This is a genomic window from Streptomyces sp. NPDC002088, from assembly GCF_040296605.1.
Classification (GTDB): Bacteria; Actinomycetota; Actinomycetes; order Streptomycetales; family Streptomycetaceae; genus Streptomyces.
This window is the reverse complement of the sequence record NZ_JBEOXO010000015.1, coordinates 116,746-133,146: the sequence shown is the minus strand read 5'-3', so window position 1 is coordinate 133,146 and position 16,401 is coordinate 116,746. Positions and strand designations below refer to the sequence as shown.

At 68.3% G+C, this 16,401-nt stretch carries 16 protein-coding genes; 8 read left to right on the top strand and 8 right to left on the bottom strand.

Going from position 1 to position 16,401, the window contains the following annotated elements:
* Positions 1-882 precede the first annotated feature (882 nt).
* Positions 883-1,203, bottom strand: coding sequence for a transposase (locus ABT114_RS29135; protein WP_351145851.1), 321 nt, complete (start codon positions 1,201-1,203; stop codon positions 883-885).
* Positions 1,204-1,279: 76 nt separating this feature from the next.
* Between ABT114_RS29135 and ABT114_RS29130 the strand changes: the two genes are divergently transcribed.
* Positions 1,280-1,693, top strand: coding sequence for a hypothetical protein (locus tag ABT114_RS29130; protein ID WP_351145850.1), 414 nt, complete (start codon positions 1,280-1,282; stop codon positions 1,691-1,693).
* A gap of 99 nt (positions 1,694-1,792) precedes the next feature.
* On the opposite strand, the gene ABT114_RS29125 is transcribed toward ABT114_RS29130, so the two are convergent.
* On the bottom strand, positions 1,793-2,602 hold the full coding sequence (locus ABT114_RS29125) for an enoyl-CoA hydratase/isomerase family protein (RefSeq protein ID WP_351145849.1): 810 nt from the start codon (positions 2,600-2,602) through the stop codon (positions 1,793-1,795).
* A 16-nt stretch (positions 2,603-2,618) separates the two neighbouring features.
* Entirely contained in the window at positions 2,619-3,236 is a 618-nt protein-coding gene (locus tag ABT114_RS29120) for a TetR/AcrR family transcriptional regulator (protein WP_351145848.1), read from the bottom strand.
* A gap of 88 nt (positions 3,237-3,324) precedes the next feature.
* Here ABT114_RS29120 and ABT114_RS29115 point away from each other — a divergent pair, with 88 nt between their 5' ends.
* The 5 genes from ABT114_RS29115 (at position 3,325) to ABT114_RS29095 (ending at position 9,042) form a co-directional block, all read left to right on the top strand.
* Complete coding sequence (locus ABT114_RS29115; protein ID WP_351145847.1) at positions 3,325-4,530, top strand: enoyl-CoA hydratase-related protein; 1,206 nt, start codon at positions 3,325-3,327, stop codon at positions 4,528-4,530.
* Positions 4,527-5,738 carry an acyl-CoA dehydrogenase family protein gene (locus ABT114_RS29110; RefSeq protein WP_351145846.1) on the top strand — a complete coding sequence of 404 codons (1,212 nt, stop codon included), beginning with the start codon at positions 4,527-4,529 and terminating at the stop codon, positions 5,736-5,738. The genes ABT114_RS29115 and ABT114_RS29110 overlap by 4 nt, the downstream gene beginning before the upstream one ends.
* Positions 5,739-5,750: 12 nt before the next feature.
* On the top strand, positions 5,751-6,881 hold the full coding sequence (locus tag ABT114_RS29105) for an acyl-CoA dehydrogenase family protein (protein ID WP_351145845.1): 1,131 nt from the start codon (positions 5,751-5,753) through the stop codon (positions 6,879-6,881).
* Positions 6,882-6,890: 9 nt separating this feature from the next.
* Positions 6,891-7,082: a hypothetical protein gene (locus ABT114_RS29100; RefSeq protein WP_351145844.1), complete on the top strand. Its 192-nt coding sequence runs from the start codon at positions 6,891-6,893 to the stop codon at positions 7,080-7,082.
* Positions 7,083-7,524: 442 nt separating this feature from the next.
* Complete coding sequence (locus ABT114_RS29095) at positions 7,525-9,042, top strand: class I adenylate-forming enzyme family protein (RefSeq protein WP_351145843.1); 1,518 nt, start codon at positions 7,525-7,527, stop codon at positions 9,040-9,042.
* Between the two features lie 113 nt (positions 9,043-9,155).
* Here ABT114_RS29095 and ABT114_RS29090 read toward each other — a convergent pair whose 3' ends face one another.
* Positions 9,156-9,623, bottom strand: a complete 468-nt coding sequence (locus ABT114_RS29090) for a contact-dependent growth inhibition system immunity protein (RefSeq protein WP_351145842.1) — start codon at positions 9,621-9,623, stop codon at positions 9,156-9,158.
* The gene (locus ABT114_RS29085; RefSeq protein WP_351145841.1) at positions 9,578-9,949 is read right to left on the bottom strand and encodes a hypothetical protein; all 372 of its coding nucleotides are present in this window, start codon (positions 9,947-9,949) and stop codon (positions 9,578-9,580) included. Before ABT114_RS29085 ends, ABT114_RS29090 begins: the two co-directional genes overlap by 46 nt.
* A gap of 265 nt (positions 9,950-10,214) precedes the next feature.
* Between ABT114_RS29085 and ABT114_RS29080 the strand changes: the two genes are divergently transcribed.
* Together ABT114_RS29080 and ABT114_RS29075 are read left to right on the top strand one after the other, a co-directional pair.
* Positions 10,215-10,925 carry a hypothetical protein gene (locus ABT114_RS29080; RefSeq protein ID WP_351145840.1) on the top strand — a complete coding sequence of 237 codons (711 nt, stop codon included), beginning with the start codon at positions 10,215-10,217 and terminating at the stop codon, positions 10,923-10,925.
* 243 nt (positions 10,926-11,168) lie between these two features.
* Entirely contained in the window at positions 11,169-11,318 is a 150-nt protein-coding gene (locus ABT114_RS29075; RefSeq protein ID WP_351145839.1) for a hypothetical protein, read from the top strand.
* On the opposite strand, the gene ABT114_RS29070 is transcribed toward ABT114_RS29075, so the two are convergent.
* The 3 genes from ABT114_RS29070 to ABT114_RS29060 form a co-directional block, all read right to left on the bottom strand.
* Complete coding sequence (locus ABT114_RS29070; protein ID WP_351145838.1) at positions 11,319-11,789, bottom strand: PH domain-containing protein; 471 nt, start codon at positions 11,787-11,789, stop codon at positions 11,319-11,321.
* Positions 11,790-13,415: 1,626 nt separating this feature from the next.
* Positions 13,416-14,438: a S66 peptidase family protein gene (locus tag ABT114_RS29065; RefSeq protein WP_351145837.1), complete on the bottom strand. Its 1,023-nt coding sequence runs from the start codon at positions 14,436-14,438 to the stop codon at positions 13,416-13,418.
* Positions 14,439-14,809: 371 nt separating this feature from the next.
* Positions 14,810-15,781 carry an AraC-like ligand-binding domain-containing protein gene (locus tag ABT114_RS29060; protein WP_351145836.1) on the bottom strand — a complete coding sequence of 324 codons (972 nt, stop codon included), beginning with the start codon at positions 15,779-15,781 and terminating at the stop codon, positions 14,810-14,812.
* Between the last annotated feature and the right edge of the window lie 620 nt (positions 15,782-16,401).

Below are 16,401 nucleotides of genomic sequence, written 5' to 3'. Positions count from 1 at the left end.
AAGTTGGACCGCGGCAATGCGGCGGAGCTTGAGACTCCGCGGGAGGGGGCGAGGAGTGGAGGCTTCGCGGAGGACGGCAAACCACCCTCGGGCAGGTGTTACAGAATGTGCTCTGGAAGGTAGCCGCGTGGCCGGGGAGCAAGGACCGGCTCGTCGCCGGCAGGTATCCGTGGCTGCTGGGACTGGAATGCCTGCTTGATCTCATATTCGATGATCGGCGAGTGCTTGGAGGGCAGTAGGTTCCAGGTCCTGCCCCAGGCTGGATCCAGGTTGGAGGGAGCGTACTTGGCCAGGTCCTGGAGCTCTTTCCACAGCTCTCTCAGGGGCAGGTTCAACAGCTGCGATGCTCAGTATTGCTGCCGTTGCTGGGACAGAGGGGCGCGAATCGGCCATGGTTCGCCGACTGTCGGTGGGACTTCAGACCGTCGCCGGTCGCTGGCCAGCCGTCCCCGACACCGCAGCAGCCACGAACCCCTGAGCGCTGCCTTGCGGCTGGTGTCTGAGCTAGGACTTCGGGGCCTGCAACGCTGCTCTGGGCAGGGACCATCCCCGCGGGCGCGGGGAGCAGGAGGCAGGCATGACGTGGGACGGGATCCCGTGGGGAGCATCCCCGCGCGCGCAGGGATGACCCCGACGCCAGCAGGACGTCCAGGCGGCCTTCGTACTGCTCCCCGCACGCGCGGGGATGGTCCCCACCAAGGCGTTCAAAGAAGCCGTCGCCGGGGTGAGGTGTGACACGAGCTGATCTCCCAGTCGGCCGGGAATATGAACAGCGCCGAATCTGCCCCGCCCCACCCACCTCAGGCAAAACGATCAAGAGACCGCTTCACGATCATCGGATTCGAGAACGGTTCTGACACACGCACGCATTGCGCACCAGAGTCACACGCTCGCGTCAAAACCGGTATCGGTCAGTTCCGCGCCGAGCGCGTACTTCCAGTCGATCGCCCGGACCGCCATCGCGGCGGCCTGCCGGTCGGTCAGGTTCTCCGTGAACTGCAGCACCGTGACCAGCGACAACACCGCCGGCGCAAGGCCCGGCGCCCCCACGGCGTCCGACGCCTCGGTGAACGGCTCGTCCGCGAACACGTCGCTCAGCCGGTCCCGTGCCCGCATCGCCAACGTCCCGTGAGGGAACGCCGTTCGAGCAACCGCCACGGTCTGTGCCGGGATCTCTGGCAGCCCCTTCGGCTGCAACGACACGTGCCCCCCGTGGCCCACGACGCGCTCAGGGCCACGGAGACATTCATGCCGAACGCGCGACGCTCACCCAGCCGAATTGCGCAGCAGAGTCGGCCGCCACGACCAAGCCGAGCCACTCGCCCGGGAAGCCCTTGACGAGCATCGGGAAGAGGACCGGTTCGCCCTGGTCCTGCGGCTCGGCCTGGCGCGCAGCCTCAGCGGCCAGGTCCGCTACAAGCAAGCCCTCGCCGAGGCGCAGCACGCCGACGAGGTGCGCCGAAGCCTGCCGGAGGATCAGCGGCGCGCCGAGACCGGCGCCGTCGAACTGGCAGAGGCCACCGCCCTCCTGGGCCTGGACCGAAGCGCCGAGGCCCTCCTCCTAGCCGAGGCAGCCCATGACGCCTGCCTGACCGCCTTCGGACCGGACCACCGCCGCACCAAGGAGGCTCAAGTACTACTCGACCGCACGAGAGACGTGAGAGCCACGCCCGACCGGAACCGTCACAGCTGAAGCCGTCCCCGAGCGACCACGAGCGTATCGTTGGCGGGCAACTCGGACCGGCTACTCGGCGCCGTTGAAGCGGCCTCTTGAATCCGCCGAGTGAGGGGCTCACCGCCCCTGGAACGACGGCCTGCGACGGCTGAGGAAGGCGTCGACGCCCTCGACGACGTCCTCGCTGCGGTTCACCACGTCCACGGCCATCCCTAGCGTGTCGAGTGCCTGGTCCAGAGTCATGTCAGCGGCGCGGCGCATGAGCCGCTTGACGACCGATGCGGCGAGCGGCGCGGCGTCGGCCAGCCGACCGGCCAGCGAGCGCACGGCGTCGTCGAACTCGGCATCGGGCACGACTTCGCCGACCAGCCCCAGCCGCTGGGCAGTGGCCGCGTCGTACACCTCGCCCAGCAGACTCATCCGCAGAGCCGCCTCCAGCCCCATCGCTCGAGGAAAGAACCAGGCACCGCCCTCGTCCGGCAGCAGCCCGAGGCGGCCGGAGGTATCCCCGATGCGGGCACGCTGCCGCGCGATCCGCAGGTCGCAGGCTAGCGCGAAGGTCAGGCCGCCGGCCACGGCGGCGCCGTTGATTGCGGCGACCACGGGCTTGGCGACCGCGAGCAGGCTCCGGACCACGGTGTGCCCGGTGTCCCGCATGACGAAGCCGTGCCCGAACGGATGGGCGTCACCCTGGTCGATCTCCTCCGAGTGCTGGACGTCGCCTCCGGAGCAGAACGCGTCGCCGGCCCCGGTCAGCACGGCCACGCGGGTCACGGCGCTCCGGTCGAACACACGGAGGGCATGGCACAGCTCGTCGCAGAGTTGCTGGGTGTAGGCGTTCTTGCGTTCGGGGCGATTCAGGACGATCTCGGTGATCCGCTCATCACCCCCGAGCGGACGCACCAGGATGTCGCGGTAGCTGGTCATGAGGGCTCCTCTCGCCTCACGATGCCGACGGGCTCAGATAGCGGGTCAGCAGTTCCGGGATCTCCCGGCTCGCCACTTCGGGGTGGGCGCGGATGGTCCAAGTGTCCAGGCCGTCGAGCACGGTTCGCACGGTCGCGGTCAGCACCTCCGGTTCGCCGGCGCGGATGCGTCCGGCGGCCTGCCCGAGCTGGATGAGCCGCAGGGTCGCCGCGAACGCGCGGCGTTCCTCGGTCCGCGACTGCTCCCGGAGCAGGTGGCTGGCCTGGATGCGAGCCCGCGCCAGGCGCAGCAGGCCGCGGTACTCGCCGTTCAGTCGAGTAATGGTCGCGACGATGGCCGCGAGGGTTGCCTCCAGACCGGCGTCGAGCAGGTGCTCGATCGACTCGACCTGCTTCGTCTGCTTCTCGTACTCCTCGAAGCAGACGGCGAGACAGGCCTCGATCGCGTGGTCCTTCGTAGCGAAGTGCGAGTAGAAGGTCCCGATCGACACGCCTGCCCGGTCGGCCACGACCTCACCGGTGAACTCGCCGGTCTCCGCGATGACGTCGAGGGTGCAGCACTGGAGCAGCCGCCGCGTACGGGCGGCCTTGCCGCCGGGGCCGGACGATCTGTTCGTCGAACTTGAAGTGACCATCACTGAAGACTATAGCCCAGATTATTGACTAGTACTAAGTTTCTTGCTTACTTAAGTGAGTGTTACTCAATAAATCTTGGAGGCACTCATGACCCAGCCGCTTCTGCGTGACGTGGACGATGGCGTCGCCATCCTCACGTTCAACCGGCCCGATTCCGCGAACGCCTGGTCGGTCGACCTGCACGTCGCCTACCTCGAGGCGCTGCGGGAACTGGCCGTGGACAAGCGGGTGCGGGCGGTCGTGGTGACAGGCGCTGGCAGGCACTTCTGCGTCGGTGCGGACCTCTCCCAGCTCGATGCCGTACAGAACGGTGAGGAGCTACCACCCGAGCTGACCTCGGATTCGCTCCTCGAGCCCATCGACTTCCCCAAGCCGCTCATCGCCGCTGTCAACGGCTCTGCCGCAGGCATCGGCCTCGTGCACACACTGCTGTGCGACGTTCGGTTCGCCTCCGAGAACGCGCTCTTCACGACTTCTTTCGCGGAGCGGGGCCTAGTGGCCGAACACGGCGTCTCATGGCTGCTGCCTCAAGTGGTCGGACGCGGTCATGCGCTGGACCTCCTGTTGTCGGCCCGCCGCGTCGGTGCCGCGGAGGCCGAGCGAATCGGCCTGGTCCACCGTGTGGTTCCGGCCTACGAGCTGATGCAAACTGCGGTGGCCTATGCCCGCCAGCTCGCGGCCAACTGCTCGCCGGCTGCCATGCAGATGATCAAAAAGCAGGTCACGCGACACTCCACGCTGCAGCTGACAGAGGCGGAGAACGAGACGCTGCCCCTGGTCGACCGGTCGCTCACCGGTGCCGACTTCAAGGAGGGTGTGCTCAGCTTCGTCGAGCGTCGCGTGCCCCACTTCCCGCCGTTGGGGAGGGGGACCTCGTTCGACGAGCTGCCCTCGGTGGCGGACCCGGGTGCGGTCGCCGAGAAGTTCTTCGCAGCCACGGTGCGCAACGACTGGGACGCCGCCCTGGCGCTGCTGAGCCCCCGAGCCCGGGTGGCGAACCATCCCGGTCCGCCGCCGTCCGGCGTGGAAGGTCTGACCGAGCGCTGGCAGCGGCTGCGCGACTCGGTGGGACCGTGGGAGTACGTCAACGTCCGGCGCCTGGTCGCCGACAACGGCTTCTGCGAGCAGCATCTCGTCCGCTTCACCGATCTCGGTGTCGAGGCCGAGGCCTGCGTCGTGGCTTCGCTCGACGACAAGGGACTGATCGTGAGCCTTGATGAGTACGTCGACGGCGCAGCGCTGCGTGACGCCATACGGCGTCGCCGGGAGGAGCAGCCGGAGCCCGTCCGATGACCGCCGTTGAGGAGACCGGCAGCGGCACGTTCCGCGACGAGGTGCGCGCATTCCTCCGCGAGTACCTCCCCGCCGACTGGCGGGGCGTCGGCGGGCTCGAACCAGATGCTTACCGTGGGTTCCGCGAGCGCTGGCGTGCGCTCCTCGTCGAGCATCGGCTGATCGCGCCGTCCTGGCCGCGGGAGTACGGCGGCGGAGGGCATACTGCCGTGGAGAGCGCGATCGTGGCGGAGGAGTTCGCGCGGGTGGGCGTCCCCCGCGGCGGAGCCAACGACCCCTTCAGCATCCAGATGATCGGGAACACCCTGCTCGCATTGGGCACCGAGGAGCAGCGCCGGCGTTTCCTCCCGGGAATCGTCGACGGTACGTATGTATTCTGCCAGGGCTTCTCCGAGCCCAACCACGGAAGCGACCTCAGCAACATCACGACGCGAGCCCGCCGTGACGGCGCCGAGTGGGTGATCGACGGCCAGAAGATCTGGACCTCCAACGCGCTCACGGCGAACTGGGTCTTCGTACTGTGTCGTACCGGAGACAAGGACACCAGCCGCTACCAGGGCCTGACCCTGTTGCTCGTGCCTTTGGACCAGCCCGGCATCGAGCGACGACCGATCCGGATGATCAACGGGGTCGATGAGTTCTGCGAGACATTCTTCACCGGCGCTCGCACCGACGCCGATCTCGAGGTGGGCGGCGTCGGCGGAGGCTGGCAGGCCGCGACCCGGCTGCTGACCTTCGAGCGCGGCGAGACCACCGCCACCTTGCCGGTCCGCTTCCGCGCGGAGCTCGACCGGCTGCAGACCCTGCTCGAGCGGCGCGGAGCCTTCGCGGATCCCCTCGTACGGCGGGACTTCGCGTGGTGCTGGTCTCGTGTAGAGCTCATGCGGCTCAACGGCCAGCACAACCTGGCCCGCTGGAACCAGGGCGAGTCGATCGGATCCGAGTCCTCCCTCGAGAAACTGTGGTGGAGTGAACTGCACGGCAAGATCACCGGTCTCGCCTGCAGGGTGCTTGGCGCCGAGGCGACCACGTACTCCGGCCAGGACCCGGTTAGCTATTTCCTCTGCGACGAGCCCGGGGCGCCGGTGGACTCCGTCTCGTCATGGGTCAAGGTGCACCTGAGCACGCTCGGCGAGACTATCGCGGCCGGTACCTCCGAGATCCAGCGCAACATCATCGCCGAGCGGCTGCTCGGGCTCCCCCGCTGAAGGAGGAACGACATGGGCTTCTCGACCAACGAAGACCACGAGAGCGTCCGGCGGAATGTCCGCAGCTTCCTCGCCAAGTCGGGTACGGAGGCCGACGTACGCCGGATCATGGAGTCCGAGCCGGGCCACGACGTGGTCGGCTGGGCGAAGCTCTGCTCGGAGCTGGGCGTGGCCGCCATCGGCATCCCTGAGGAGCTCGGCGGTGCGGGTTTCGGGTTCGCGGAGCTGGCGGTCGTGCTCGAGGAGCTCGGAGCCGCGTTGTATCCGAGCCCGCTTTTCGCGAGCCGCGTACTCGCCGCCGAGGCACTGATACGCAGTGGCGACGAGACAGTGGCCGACGCGGTGGCCGCGCTTGCCGGCGGCGAGACGATCGGCTGCCTGGCGCTCTCAGAAGACACCGGTACCTGGCAGGCCGACCGGATCTCCGTCACTGCCACCCCGGTCGGCGACGGGTACGCGCTGAAGGGGCGAGCGTCGTTCGTTGTGGACGGTGCGGTCGCCGATCTGGTGGTCGTCGTCGCAGACCTGGCGGGTGAGCCGAGCCTCTTCCACGTCCGGTCAGGTGCCGAGGGCCTCGAACGCGAACCTCTCCAGACCGTGGACCTGACGCGGCGCCAGGCGCGCCTGACGTTCGACGGGTGCATCGCCCGCCTGGTCGGCTCTCCCGGTACGGCGCCGCGGGTCGTCGACTCTGTGCTGGACCTCGCGGCCATCGCCTTGGCTGCCGAACAGGTCGGTGGGGCACAGCGCTGCCTCGATCTGGCCGTCGACCACGCGAAGAACCGGATCCAATTCGGCCGGCCGATCGGGTCATTCCAGGCCATCAAGCACAAGTGCGCCAACGTCCTTCTTGAGCTCGACGCCGCGCGCTCTGCCGCACGCACCGCTGCTTGGTCGGTCGACAACGCTCCGGACGACATTCCGGTGCTCGCTTCCGTGGCGAAGGCGCACTGCTCGGAGATGTACGAGCTGGCGGCCCGGGAGTGCATTCAGATCCACGGCGGCATGGGGTTCACCTGGGAGTTCGCCGCCCAGTTGTACTTCAAGCGGGCGTACTCGTCGGCCCTGATGTTCGGCACCCCCGACCACCACCGTGAGGCCCTCGCCCGCCGACTCGGGCTTGGTACCCGATCGGTGGCATGAGGAGGAGCGATGAGCACGGACGAGCTGCAAGACAAGGTCGCTCTCGTCACTGGGGCCACGAGGGGGCTGAGCCGGGCCATCGCCGAGGAGCTCGCTGCGGCCGGCGCCATCGAGACTGCGTCGCCCAGGGCACCAGACGGCGAGGCCGCCGCCACGCCACCACGATGCACCGAAACCGCGGCGCGGATCACCATGACGTGACCGCCCTGCGCGCTGGCTCTACAGGGCACCCTCCGCCGCCAACCACGCCTCAAGGGCGTCACGGCATGCCTCGGACCGTTCGTACTCGTACTCACCGCCACGGCCCACGCGGTCCATCGCCCACTCAAGGGCCAGCCGCGGTCGGATCGAGCAGGCCGTCCCGAAACCGCTGAGATCGGTCGTCCTCGGCGATCGCCTGGTCGCCGATACAGGTGAGCCGGGCACCTTCGTCTGAGGGGGGATCACGTGCTCGGCTCCATCGGCCCCAACATCGCCGGGGGGGGACCGATGAGATGCAGCGCAACATCATCGGGGAGCGGATCCTGGGGCTCCCGCCGGAGCCGCGCGTCGATAAGGGCGTGGCCTGGAGCAAGGTACCCCGATATCCGAACCACGGAAGGGAAACACCTTGGAACCCACACAGATTAAGCAGGTCCGCGCCATGACCATGGCTGCGCTCCTCGACGAGCACGCTGCCTGGACGCCGGAGGCGCTGGCACTCACGGTTGCCGACCGCGCGCACACGTTCGCCGAGTTGGCCGCGGCCGCGGACCGCTATGCGCGGGCGTTCGAAGCTTCCGGGGTCCGGCCCGGCGACCGGGTGCTGTTCCTCGCGCACAATGGGCTGCCGTTCGTCGCCGTGCACTTCGCCGCTTCGCGCGCGGGTGCGGTCCTGGTGGGCGTCAACTGGCGGCTCTCGGCGTTCGAGATCGCCCAGATCGTCCAGGACTCCGCGCCCTCGCTGGTCCTGGCCGAGCACGACCTGCTCGACCTGCTCGCCCAGGCCGAGGGACTCCCGCGGGTGGTCACGCTCGACGGTCCCCGCTCAGACCTCGAGGAGTGGCTGGCGAGCGGCGACGCGGTGGGTCTGGCCGACCACAGCGCCCCCGAGAACGTCCTCATGATGCTCTACACGACAGGTACAACAGGCCGGGCCAAGGGTGTCGTGATCAGTGAGCGAAACGTCAACCAGATGCTCCGCGAGGTCAGTGTGCGCTGGCTGATGCGGCCCGACATGAGCTTCGTCGCCGTACTCCCGCTTTTCCACGTCAGTGGCACTGGGGCGATCTTCAGTACTCTGTTCGCCGGCGGCGAGGTGATCCTCCCGGCGGATGCGTCCGCAGAGACCATCGCCCGCACGATCGACGAGCGGAAAGTCACGCATTCGGCTCTGGTGCCGACGGTCCTCAACAGCTTCGTGCACGATCCATCGCTGCAGAAGTACGACCTGTCCAGCCTCGAGGTGCTGATCTACGGAGCGGCCCCGTCCGGCGGGACCCTCATCCAGGACGCGATGGCGCTGATGCCGCGGTGCGGCTTCACTCAGGGGTACGGCCTGACCGAGACGACCGGCGGGGTCTCGGTGGCTCCGCTGCGGCACCATGGCGAGGAGGACGACCGCCCTGGCACCGTGGGCCAGGCCTGCACGAAGTATGAGATCAGGGTCGTCGACCCGGCCACGCTCGAGGACGTCCCGGCGGGCACAGACGGCGAGGTCTGGCTGCGCGGCCCACAGAACGCCCTGGGCTACTGGGACCGCCCCGAGGAGACGGCTGCCGCCTTCCTGCCGGACGGGTGGTTCCGGACCGGAGACATCGGAGTTCTCGACGAGGACGGCTACCTCTATCTCAAGGACCGGCTGAAGGACGTGATCATCTCCGGTGGGGAGAACATCTACTCGGTGGAGGTCGAGAGCGCGCTTCTCGCGCACCCCGAGATCCTCGAGGTGGCGGTGTACGGTGTCTCCGACGAGCACTGGGGCGAACGGGTCAAGGCCGTGGTGGTCAGGATCCCGGGCTCGACTCTGGACGAGGCCGGGGTGCTGGAGCATGCACGCACCCGGCTGGCGAGGTACAAGTGCCCGCGCGTCATCGAATTCGCCGCGGAAATGCCCAAGAGCGCCTCGGGGAAGATCCTCAAGCACGCGCTGCGCCAACGGGAGGCAGACGTCACCGGATGAGAGTGGTTCGCCGCCTGACTCACGGCCGCCCCGCGACACGGCCAGGACCGCGCCCACTCGTGCGGCAGCAGCCCTCGTAGGCAGTGCGATCACACCGGCCCGCGCCAAAACACCTACCGAGTCAGGAACCTCGCGGTCTCCTGCATCAAGGACGGCGGCAGATCGGTCAGCTCCGAGACGACTACGCCCAGCTCCCGGCCGAGCTCGGGCCGCTCTTTCCAGACTGCTGGACTTCTGGTCAGAACGGCGGACAGCAGATCGCCCTCGTACATGTCGCCCTCGGCCATCGGGTCGTCCCGCAGCACCTCCAGCGCGAGCGGCAGAAGATAAGCAAGTCCCACGTCCTGCCCGATCAACAGACGCATGTCCTCGACGGTCAGCTCGCCGATAGGCCGACGCCGAAGGGCGTGCACCGTCGCAACAAGGCGACTTGCCTCAGCCGACGGGGTCGGCCAACGGTCGCGCTCAAGCTCCTCCAGAGAGCGGTCACGGTCTACGAGTCGAGTCACCGGTCGATCATCCCACGCCACAGATCTCAAACGCGGTCTCCGAGCGCGAATTGTTGTTGCGGGGAGCACCATCGGCAGTCGGGGTTGGTGCGGGAGTTGATGAGGTCCCGCACCCGCGCGCGGGTGCGGGGGCGGTGCAGGACGCTGGCGTGGTCGAAGTCGTCGTCGTGGAGGCAGCACACGGCGTGCATGAAGTGACTGACGGCTTCAGCGGCTGCAAGGGCGTTGAGCGGGAGGACGCCGGCGGCTGGCGTGCCGGGGACGTGTTGCGCGGCAGCTCGGTCGGCGGGGGCGTGCATGTCGATGGCGAGGTCGGTGGGGTTGATCAGTCCGTCGCACCACAGGCAACCGGTTCCGGGGAGAAGAGTCGGCTGACCCTCCGTCGCCGCTGCCTGCACCCGTTGCTGATCTCGTACGCGCCTACCTGGCGGAACAGCCCCGCCTCGCCCGTGCCAGCAGCCACAGCACGCACTGTCCTCCAAGCCCCCCCGTTCCCGTCATCGCTCAGGCCCTCGGCTACCACCCCAAGACCACCCCTCACCTGGGCGTCGAAGCAGGTGGAACCTGGAGCCGATACGCCCCGGGCGATCACCGAAGGTGAGTCCCAACCGCGAACTCATGCGGCCCCGGCTGTCCTGGCAGCCCAGCCGCTACCTTCCTCACATGGAACGGGCCATCATCCTGAGCAGCCTCGCCGCGAGTGGAACTGACACCGCCCCGCAGCGGCTCACCGAACTTGCCACCGAACTCGACATACCGGCCGCCGACCTTCTCGTTGTCGCAGGCCACCCGGTGCCGGCGGAACTCCTTCCCCCGGAGCGCGACGCCAGGGTCATGAGGCAGTTCGCATACCGCGTCAGTTACTGCGACCACTCGCAGCTTGCCGCACTGGAGGCTTTCGTCCGCTCGCTGCCCCGCGTCGCCGCTCCAGAACCCTTCGTGCAGCCGGCGTGGCCGGGCCGCCGTCCCGCCGAGGCCAGGGTTGCCGCCGTGCTCGGCGCGCTGATTCGCAATCGCGGCTTCGGTATCCGGGAACTGCCGTTCATGGGACTGTCCCTCAGCACGCTGCACGGGATGGTGTGGCGCTGGGACCCGAGTCCGCACCGCCGGCAGCAGCTATCTGCCGTAGCAGGTCCGCTGGGCTGGACCCTGCCCGATCTCTTCGCGGTCGCCGATGAGCCGTACTCGGAGGAACTCCGCCCGATGCTGCACTGCCACCACCTCGGGCGGGTCTTCGTGGCGGCCGTCCCCTTGACCACCGCACAGCTGATCGAGACTGCGGGGGAAGCGGATCGACTGAGCGTGCGTGAGGACCACGGCGTATGGCAGCCCGTCTCGCAGGGCTTTGCCGAGGAGTGCCCGGACTTCCCCTGACAGCAAGGGCTGCCTTGGTGCCTTCTGGCATGGTCGGGCGCCTTCGCACGTTGTCCGCGCCAGGCGGCGGTAGCCCTTGGCGATCGACGTCCTCCGAGCTCGCGCTGATCACTCAGCGCGAGCCCCCTTTGGACTCGGCTGCGAATAGGCACACCTGAACATGCGAGCTCACCAGTCCCGGGGCCGGGAAAGCTGAACGACCGTGCCAGGCTCGCGGGCAGGCCCCGAACGTGGTCGTGGCCCGTGGAGAACGGGCGGCTGCTGCACACCCAGGTCGACCACGTCCTGGTGAGCCGGGACTTCCAGGTGAGCTCGGCGCACTTCGTCTCGCTGCCGGGCTCGGACCATCGGGGTCTCGTCGTCGAGCTGGAACTGCAGGCGGAATCCAGGTAGTCATGGGGTGTCGGGCCTGTAGTGATGGTGTGCTGCGCGCAGGGCGCGCAGCTGGTCCTCGAAGCTGAACGCGTCCACGGAGCCGGCGTACGGCACCGGAAGCCAGACGGCTTCGCCGCTGCGCAGCTTGGCCATGACACGAAGGTTGTGGGTGCTGAGGCGGCGGTCGCCGGGTTGCACCCGCACGTCATCGAAGCGGTCGATCTCGTCCCATTCCAGTCGGTGCCACCGCAGCACTGTGCGGTACCGCAGCCCGTCCTGGCCCGCCTCCAGGCGGCGCCCGAGGAACCCGAAAGCCGTTATCAGGGTCCCCGCAGCGAGGACCGAGGAGCAGCCCACCCACTGAGCGTGCCCCGGAACACCGAGACCGGCCGCAACCCCTGCCCCGATCGCCGCCAGCGCGGCCAGCGCGGTCGCCCAGCGTGCGGACGCGCCCATGATGCGGAAGGACAGCTCAGCATCGCTTGTCATCCTCGTGATCCTTCCATCCGCCTGCCGCCGTGGGTAGATCCCGTCAGACCGCAAGCTGTCGGTCCTCGTGAACAAAGCCATGCGAGTCCTTGTCTCATCAGATCCAGTCGTCGTGCAAAGCAGGCGGATGTGGCTAGACCCTGACGTGCAATCCGCTTCGCACGAGGAGCGCGATCCGATTCAGATCCAGCACGGCGCTCAACTCGGCGTACGCGGAAGGCTCACGAGCCGAAATGGCTGACCTGCCAGGTCAGCCATCACGACACCTGACTGTCCATTGCAGAGCCAGTGCACGCCACGTGACATCGCCTGGTGTACTACTGGTGACCCTGAGGATGAACCGCTCGGGGTCCAGGTGCGAGACGGTTTAAGGGAAGTCCGGTACGCCGTCGGTCGGCCGTGCGGTGGGTGCCGGGTCGATCAGGTCGGCTTCGAAGGCGCGCAACTCTTGCGGCGCCATGGGCGCAGGGGCCAGAGCATGCCGAGCCGCTCACGGGCCCCGCGGGTCGCGTACTACGCCGGCGCCTGGCCGCCCGCCGCCGTGGGCGGCCACGGGTCGCGCTGCTCACGTCCAGGCCGTGGCCGCCCTCGCCCTGGCGGCGCTGCGGGGGCCGGCGGACACCGGCACGGGCTTGCACACGGTGGTGTGGCGCGCAGCTGGCAGCGTGCCGTGTCCGAGGCCCAAGCAGTCCTTGAGCGCGAGCAGGGAGCGGACCGCGACGCTGCGCCCTGACGCCCGCGCCCGCTGCCTGTCCCTTCGGCCGGTGCACCGGGCTTGTCCCGGCGCGAGGCGCGGAGGCCCCGCCGACGCGCAACAGCCACCAGGCCGCCCCCGATCCCCCGGCCGCACTGCCCGCCCATTCCGCCCGCCGTCCCCTTCACCTCCTTCCTTCTTTCTGTTCTTGGGGCGAGCGCGGGGTGTGCAGCAGGGGATGTCGGGCTGGCGACCACGACCAGACAGGCGTGGTGACCTGCAGATATGCAGGCCTGCGGGTGGGAGGGCGCGGGCAGTTGTGGGCGGGGTTGCTCACTGTCGGTTGCGCTCCACGGGCAGGGCGAAAGGTGCAGGTCGTCAGGCGCGTAGGCCAGCCAGAGTGAGCAACAGGACGCAGAGGCGCCGCCATGCCCCCGGCCTAGTGAAGTTCAGCCTCGGCCTGACCACCGCCCCGGCGCGCAGACACCCAGCAGCTCGGGATCGGCGCGGCACCCGGACGGCAGACCCACCGGGTGGAAGGCATGGCACGTAACGTGGACGCTGCCGGAACCGATGCTGGCCACCCCGACCGCCGACCCCAACCTCCCGCCAGGTTGGGCCGCGGAGCCGAAATGCGTCTGGCCTGACGTCCCCTGCCACTCAAGCCGGCGACCTCCACGAGCTGATCTCCCGGCGCATCGCCGTGAGCCGCTCGATCGCGATCGCCGCCAACCGGGCGCCCCAGGCTGGTATTCGCTGCTCCGGCACCCGGTCGTCGCCGAATCGCTCCTGGACGAGCTGATCAACACGAGCCAGCAGGTGGTCATGAACGGCCCCTCCCACAGGCCGAACAAACGGCCCAAGGCGGCGATCACCAAAGCGTGAGTCGGCCCCTGGGCTACCGAGGCAGTCGGCTCACTGTTCCTCGTTGCTCAACCGACCGGTCCCGTCATCGCGTGCGGCCGTACCGCCGGTTCGAGCAGCGACAACGTCCGCTCCTCTGCATCGAGGGCGGCACGGATACCGACCGGCATCGGCAGATTCGGGCCTGCGTGCCCGACCTCGACGTTGCCCAGGACCGGGATGTCGCGGTCACCGAGGACATCGAGGACGATCTCGGCCAGGGTCGGAGAGCCGTCCGGCGAGTCGAGTCCGTCGATCGCCTCCGGAACGCCCACGACCATGCCGGAGATCCGATCGAGAATCCCGCTGTGCCGCAGTATCTGCAGATAGCTCCACACGTACGATGCCTGGCCGCCCAGCTCCTCCCAGAACAGCACCGCGCCGTCGAAGCATTCGAGCGGCAGCGCGAAAGGCGTCGCCTGCGCCAGCACGATGCGATTGATGACCCCGCCGATCAGCGGACCTTCGGCCCGCCCGGCACGCCAGCACTCCCACGATGGACCGGCGGGCAGCGCACCGATCGGCTCCGTGTCGGTCAGCAGCGCCGAGTACAGCTTCCCCAGCTCCTCCCGGCGGGCCGCGGACGCTCTTTGCCAGTGCCCTCCGAGACCGGGCGTGGCCACGTCGGCATGGAACCCGACCAGACCCGTGCGCGCGTAGAGCACCAGGTGCAGCAGCGAGATGTCGCTGTAGCCGAGGATCGGCTTGGGGTCGGCCCTGATCGCGTCGAAGTCGATCAGGTCGAGGTATCCGAACACCGTATGGCCACCGTCGTGCGCGACGATCGCGCGCACCTCGGGATCACGCAGCAGACCGTTGAACTCCTTGGCGATCTCGTCCGGCCGCGCCGCGCTCCACCAGCGGTGCCGTCCGGCTTCGAGGAGCGGCGCGAGACGCACACGGAATCCCATCCGTTCGATCTCGGCCACCGCCCGTTCGAGATCGGGCGCGTATCTGGCATAGAGCGGCCCGGACAGCGCCGCGACAACGACGAGGTCTCCGGGCACCAGGGCGCGAGGGCGCAGCAGTTGAGACAGTGCAGTACGGGTCACCGAGGCAGTGTCCCGACACCCATAACAACACGCTACTCATTTACCGATCGGCCCCGCAGTGGCCCCTCCTGTGTGGGAATACTCGCCAGCATCTCGAGCTTCCGCTCGGAGTCGGTGCGAAGGCAACAGCGGGACCGGCTCCTGGGACTCGCCGACACCGACAGGGGCCTGAGCCACCTCGAACGCGTACCGCAGCACACTCCGCCAACCGGCCCCGGCCCGCCCAACCCGCCTGATGACAACCGCTCACCCGAATCACCCCCATGACCGAGCCGTGCCGCCGGTCCGTGTACGCAGACTGCGCGAGCCAAGGGGCGCTCACCGTTTTGCAGCCTCTCCCACATGCCGGCGCAGGGCGTAGGACACGGGGCCTACTCGGCTTGCTGGATCCGCCGGTATTCGCGCGGTGAGACCCCGTACGTGTAGCGGAACAACCGGGTGAAGTGCTCCGGGTGTGTGAAGCCCCATCGGTGGGCGATCGCGTAGATGGGGGTGAGGCTGGATACAGGGTCGGCGAGGTCACGGCGGCAGCGCTCCAGCCTGCTTTGCTGGATCAAGCTGGAGACCGTGGTGCCCTGCCGCTGGAAGAGCAGGTGGAGGTAACGCACGGATATGTGGTGGGCGGCGGCGATCGCAGGGGGCGCCAGCTCCGGGTCGGCGAGGTTTTGGTCGATGAAGGCGCGGATGCGGGTGATCAGGACACTCTGCCTGGTCTCCGGTGACAGGACGTCCTGTGTTTCGCTCAGGTCGGCGAGAAAGGCGGCGGCCAGCTCCAGAGCGGCACTACCCAGATGGACGGCTTCTGTCGGTCGCAGTTGCGCACCGCGGGCGACCGTGTCGGTGAGCAGTCGTGCCAGCAGGGCGCCGTTGCCCTTGTGGGCGGGTAGCCGCGAGCCGATGAAGCGGTCGACCTGACGCTCTGACAGGGACAGTGTGGTGCGAGGAACCTGCATTACCAGGTGGCTGACGGCACCATGGGCTGCCGCGGCGCTCGCCCCATAGGGGTGCCAGGTCCCGAACAGCTGCATGTCCCCGGCGGCTGCGGTCCCCTGGCGGCGCTGGTGTTCCAGGGTCGTGGTGCCGCGCAGGATGAGGGAGAGCTGGTACAGCTCCGGGTCGGAGCGGCGCACATGGACCGGGGACCGGTAACCGGACATTGCGGTGTAGTGCATCTCCGTGATCTGGACCGGTCCCAGGACGAGCTGTCGTATCCCGCCCTGGAACTCCTTGGGGTGCTCGGTGGACAGACTCAACGGAAGGAGGTCCCGTCCGCTCACCTCACACCACTGGTCAAAGCGGCTGTCCGGCGGAAAACAGTCGCTGTTGAATACGTTCTCGATCAACGCAGATCCTTTCCACGACACATCATGATCATTGAAAGCTGCTCGAGAGTCGAGAACAGGTCAACTAATGACCGACGTTGTCCCAACATGGTCGCCCAGACGTCCCGCTGTCCGTGCACGGCCGGGCGTAGGCGTGTCCATGCGGACACTCCCCCAAGTGGCCAGGAGGGGCCTCCGATCTGAAGGCGGCGTCGGGATGAGTGACGACTGCAAGCAGTAATCAAGGAAAGTGAGGCGCTGGGTCCTGTGGCGCGGGAACTGCCTGCTGTCCGGCCGGCGTCGATCGGACGGGCAAGGCCGAATCGGTCCTTCGCCGCGGTGCTCGGGCAGCGCTTGGTCGCCATGCGGGCAAGGAAAGATCAGGGGCTGCCGCAGCGACCCGCCTGCCGATCAGACCGGAGGCCGCTGCCCTGCGCGGGCGGTTCCCCTCGCCACCCCGGCAGCGGCCTCTTGAACGGCCGGGGTCGTCAAGCGGGGCCGGTCCTGCCGAGGGGCAGTGCGATGCCCTTTCAGTTCGGATGTGCTCTTCCGCTGCGCCACCTTGGATCTCTTCCCCTGGGTGACGAGGTGTCGAGCACCCAGGTGCCGGAATCTCAAGGATCGCTCCATGCCGCACATGC

Coding starts and splice junctions, on each gene's coding strand:
- ABT114_RS29125 (WP_351145849.1), bottom strand. CDS start 2,602: ATGACCAGCTACCGCGACATCCTGGTGCGTCCGCTCGGGGGTGATGAG.
- ABT114_RS29120 (WP_351145848.1), bottom strand. CDS start 3,236: ATGGTCACTTCAAGTTCGACGAACAGATCGTCCGGCCCCGGCGGCAAG.
- ABT114_RS29080 (WP_351145840.1), top strand. CDS start 10,215: ATGGAACGGGCCATCATCCTGAGCAGCCTCGCCGCGAGTGGAACTGAC.
- ABT114_RS29090 (WP_351145842.1), bottom strand. CDS start 9,623: ATGGTGCTCCCCGCAACAACAATTCGCGCTCGGAGACCGCGTTTGAGA.
- ABT114_RS29110 (WP_351145846.1), top strand. CDS start 4,527: ATGACCGCCGTTGAGGAGACCGGCAGCGGCACGTTCCGCGACGAGGTG.
- ABT114_RS29105 (WP_351145845.1), top strand. CDS start 5,751: ATGGGCTTCTCGACCAACGAAGACCACGAGAGCGTCCGGCGGAATGTC.
- ABT114_RS29115 (WP_351145847.1), top strand. CDS start 3,325: ATGACCCAGCCGCTTCTGCGTGACGTGGACGATGGCGTCGCCATCCTC.
- ABT114_RS29095 (WP_351145843.1), top strand. CDS start 7,525: ATGACCATGGCTGCGCTCCTCGACGAGCACGCTGCCTGGACGCCGGAG.
- ABT114_RS29100 (WP_351145844.1), top strand. CDS start 6,891: ATGAGCACGGACGAGCTGCAAGACAAGGTCGCTCTCGTCACTGGGGCC.
- ABT114_RS29070 (WP_351145838.1), bottom strand. CDS start 11,789: ATGACAAGCGATGCTGAGCTGTCCTTCCGCATCATGGGCGCGTCCGCA.